Consider the following 3606-nt stretch of genomic DNA (forward strand, 5'->3'; position numbering starts at 1 on the left):
TTATATGATACAGCACCCTGTCCTTTATCATTTGTTATACAAAAACGCCTCTGCCGGAAAGGTTTGTCCCAGCAGAGGCGCTGTGCTGCATCGTGATTCACGACTCTATGTGTTTCTATCCCGGTCAGGCCAGAGCCGCATCCAGGGCGGCTTTGACATGAGCCTTAATTTCATCATACGACTGGCCTGGCTGTGCTTCGTACAGTTTTTCCTTGCCAATAAACAGGGACGGTACGTAATAATACGAATGGCCCTGCACAGCTTCCGGCTGTTCTGATTCTTCATACCACATAACAGGTACTGTGCCATAGGCCGGATTTTCTGCAATTAATTCCTGAACTGCTTCCCGGGCGCCTTTGCAGTAAGGACATCCATTCAGATAAAATGCTGTAATTTCTTTCATACTGTATACCTCCTTATGCATGATGGCCGCAATCGTGACCACAATCATGGCCGTCATGGTGTTCGTGATGACTGCACTGGACATGAGCATCAAACTGCAGTGTCCCGTCCAGCAGGGCACGAACGGCTTCGTCAGCTCCGCCCTGTACACCGCCATACAGCTGAATGCCCGCACTGCCTACAGCCTGCTGCGCACCGGCGCCGATGCCGCCGCAAATCAGCACATCTGCGTGGCGGTCCTGCAGAAAGCCGGCCAGCGCACCATGTCCGGTGTCCAGCGTATCGATGAGTTCAGCAGATACGATCTTCCCATCCGTCACCGTATACAGCTTAAACTGCTCGGTCCGGCCAAAATGCTGAAAAATCGAACCTTTTTCATAGGGTACTGCAATGATCATTCCGTCGTCATCCCTTTCCTGTTCCATATGGTAAAAGCAGATATAATTGACATATGTCAATTATATCTGCTTTTATACACCTTGTCAACGCAAAGCCGCTATGAAGCAGCCCGTACATTGATGCTGACAATGTAAAAATTCTGCACATCAAAGGACAAGCTGTTGCCGTGATCGTCGGAATATACGTAAAGCGATTTATCCTGATACCCGTAAATCTGATCTGCTGAACCATATACGTTACCCAGTACATCTGCCGTCATGCCTACAGTGACACCGCCCGGCGTTGCCAGGTTATCTGCAGTACACGTCACATAGGCAGCAGTGTGGTCGCGGTCCAAAAAGCCGACAATAAAGCTGCCGCCGTACTGCCAGGTCGTATACTGTACACCTGTGTCCGACGTCATCTGTGCCGACTGACTGGGATCTCCGTATATGCTGCGGACATACTCGTCTGTGCATCCCGGACCGACGCCGCCAACGGCTATTTGATCTGTCGAAACCTGAGCAAAGGCCAGAGAGGACACAGCCATGCAGGCACATCCCAGTGCGGCTGTCACGAGCTGCCGTATTTGCTGCATCATACTACGGTCGCCTCCTTCCTATTCATTCCTTTTGAGGGACGACTTTATTATATACCTGCACGATACAGATGCAACCCAGGAAAGGGGCCAGCTATGGGCTACGTAGTTTCATACAGCGGTTTTAAGGATAATCCCAATTGATCCAGCAAGTCTTCTACAGACGATGTACCGGTCTTCTTCGCCGCTTCCCGGACGATATGGGCACAGGCCCGGGCATCATCCAGGGCCTGATGGTGGCGGAAGGAAAATCCCAGATATGCGGCAACCGTATCCAGTTTATGATTCGGCAGATCAGGCCAAACGCGGCGGGAAATTTCTACAGTACACGCATAGGACGCCGATGGCGGCTGCAGGCCGTAGGTCTTGATCAGGCTGCGCAGAACCCGCGTATCAAAGACGGCGTAATGGGCGACGAGAATGCGTCCGTCCAGGTGCGGGCGAATAGCCGGCCACAGGGCATCGAACTTGGCTTTGCTGCGGACCTGTTCCGGCGTAATACCGTGAATGCGGATGTTATCCGGCGAAAATACCATAAACGGCGGCTGTATCAGCGTATACGCTTCATCCGATACGGCACCGCCGTGAACGGTAACAGCAGCCAGGGAGCAGGCACTGTTGGCATATTTATTGGCAGTTTCAAAATCAATGGCTGTAAAATCAAGCATTTTTCTATCTCCTCTATCTGGCATGACCGTTGCCGTACACGCAACAGTCCATGTCTTAGTACATACATTCAGTATATACTATTCAGCAGCCTATGTATACGCCACAACAGCAGCCAAGCGAGAGCTTCCTTTTTCTTGACGTGCTTACGGCCAGGAAATTCCCATACCCTGAGCGGCAGCCCGGTCATAGATGCGGCGCGCTGTGACGAGATCCTGCAGGGCCATGCCGACGGATTTAAAGAGAATAATCTCTTCATCGTTCTCCCGGCCCGGAAGCGTTCCGGCTATGACCTGACCGATATCACCGGTAAAATCGCTGTGCTGAATCAGTCCCTGTTCCAGAGGAATGCGCACATCGCCTGCTTCAGCCAATACAGCATCAGTCGAATCGAAATATATCTTATGAGCCCGCTGCAGGACGACGCTGTCCAGTTCCTGCATATGAGGCTGATACGAGCCAATGGCGCTGATTGTCGCACCTGCTTTGACCAGATGCCCGTCAAACACCGGTGTCGTCGCCGACGTAACAGTTACGATGAGGTCCGCATCCCGAACTGCATTATCCGATGAACGAACGGGCCGGATCACGGCTTTCGCGGCAAGGTCTTTCTCCATGGAGGCCGCAAAGGCCTGTGTCCGTTCCCAGGACCGGCTGAATACGCGCACTTCCTGAAGGCCTGGGCAGGCGGCGAGCATCCCTTCCAGCTGAGCTGCTGCCTGGCCGCCAGTACCGATGAGGGCACCGACAGCACAGTCTGCTCTGGCCAGGAGAGAAAAGGCCGCGCCTGTCGCGGCACCGGTGCGGAGCTGTGTCAGATACGTGCCGTCCATGATAGCTTCTGTTATCCCGGTCCGGCCGTCAATAAGCAATACCTGTGCCGGCGCCGTCGGCAGGCCCTGTTCGGCATTATGGGGAAAAATATTGACGATCTTGACAGCTGCCGTTTCCAGGGACGGCAAATATGACGGCATAAACAAAAAGCACCCGTCCTGCTCCGGCGCCGGTATCTGCGTACGCAGGGGAACGGCGCCCTTTCCTTCTGCAGCCAGTCGAAAAGCCTCTTTATCAGCTTCAATGGCGTCGCTCATGGAATATACAGCACGCATGTCTTCTTCACTCAGTAACAGCATAGGAGTCCTCCTCACACTACGAACAGGGGATTATGATTTTGCATGGAGCGGCCACGGCTGCATGGCGCCTCCTTCTTCAGCAGGGCGGCAGGTCTGGGCATAAATGGCCAGACAGCCTTTTTCTTCTTTTAAAGGCGGGCAGATCCACTTCCGGCGGCGGCAGGCCAGCGTTTCCTCATGGACGCACAGAGAAACCGTCCCGGCAGGAATATTGATTTCAATCGTATCCCCTTCTTCTACGAGAGCAATAGGGCCGCCATCATAGGCTTCCGGCGAGACATGGCCAATAATGGCGCCGTAGTTAAATCCGGAAAACCGGGCATCCGTCACCAGGCCCACGCTTTTGTGCAGGCCCAGGCCAATGAGGGCATCAATGCTGAGCATGAGCTCTTTCATGCCCGGCGCACCTTTACAGCCTTCATAGCGAAT

Annotated in this window: 6 protein-coding genes; all 6 read right to left on the reverse strand. The window is 53.5% G+C overall.

Features of this window, described 5'->3' with window-relative positions:
- Positions 1-124 precede the first annotated feature (124 nt).
- The gene (locus Q3886_RS09380; RefSeq protein ID WP_301861171.1) at positions 125-403 is read right to left on the reverse strand and encodes a glutaredoxin; all 279 of its coding nucleotides are present in this window, start codon (positions 401-403) and stop codon (positions 125-127) included.
- A gap of 13 nt (positions 404-416) precedes the next feature.
- Positions 417-827 carry a NifB/NifX family molybdenum-iron cluster-binding protein gene (locus Q3886_RS09385; RefSeq protein ID WP_301861173.1) on the reverse strand — a complete coding sequence of 137 codons (411 nt, stop codon included), beginning with the start codon at positions 825-827 and terminating at the stop codon, positions 417-419.
- A 71-nt stretch (positions 828-898) separates the two neighbouring features.
- On the reverse strand, positions 899-1381 hold the full coding sequence (locus Q3886_RS09390) for a hypothetical protein (protein ID WP_301861175.1): 483 nt from the start codon (positions 1379-1381) through the stop codon (positions 899-901).
- Positions 1382-1479: 98 nt separating this feature from the next.
- Complete coding sequence (locus Q3886_RS09395) at positions 1480-2046, reverse strand: 3'-5' exonuclease (protein WP_301861177.1); 567 nt, start codon at positions 2044-2046, stop codon at positions 1480-1482.
- 144 nt (positions 2047-2190) lie between these two features.
- Complete coding sequence (locus Q3886_RS09400) at positions 2191-3177, reverse strand: ornithine cyclodeaminase family protein (RefSeq protein ID WP_301861179.1); 987 nt, start codon at positions 3175-3177, stop codon at positions 2191-2193.
- Between the two features lie 30 nt (positions 3178-3207).
- Positions 3208-3606, reverse strand: a 399-nt coding sequence (locus Q3886_RS09405; protein WP_301861180.1) for a dihydroxy-acid dehydratase, incomplete at its 5' end; no start/stop codon positions are given.

Origin of the sequence: uncultured Megasphaera sp., from assembly GCF_958350005.1 — a bacterium.
Lineage (GTDB): Bacteria > Bacillota > Negativicutes > Veillonellales > Megasphaeraceae > Megasphaera.

Coding starts and splice junctions, on each gene's coding strand:
- Q3886_RS09380 (WP_301861171.1), bottom strand. CDS start 403: ATGAAAGAAATTACAGCATTTTATCTGAATGGATGTCCTTACTGCAAA.
- Q3886_RS09385 (WP_301861173.1), bottom strand. CDS start 827: ATGGAACAGGAAAGGGATGACGACGGAATGATCATTGCAGTACCCTAT.
- Q3886_RS09390 (WP_301861175.1), bottom strand. CDS start 1,381: ATGATGCAGCAAATACGGCAGCTCGTGACAGCCGCACTGGGATGTGCC.
- Q3886_RS09395 (WP_301861177.1), bottom strand. CDS start 2,046: ATGCTTGATTTTACAGCCATTGATTTTGAAACTGCCAATAAATATGCC.
- Q3886_RS09400 (WP_301861179.1), bottom strand. CDS start 3,177: ATGCTGTTACTGAGTGAAGAAGACATGCGTGCTGTATATTCCATGAGC.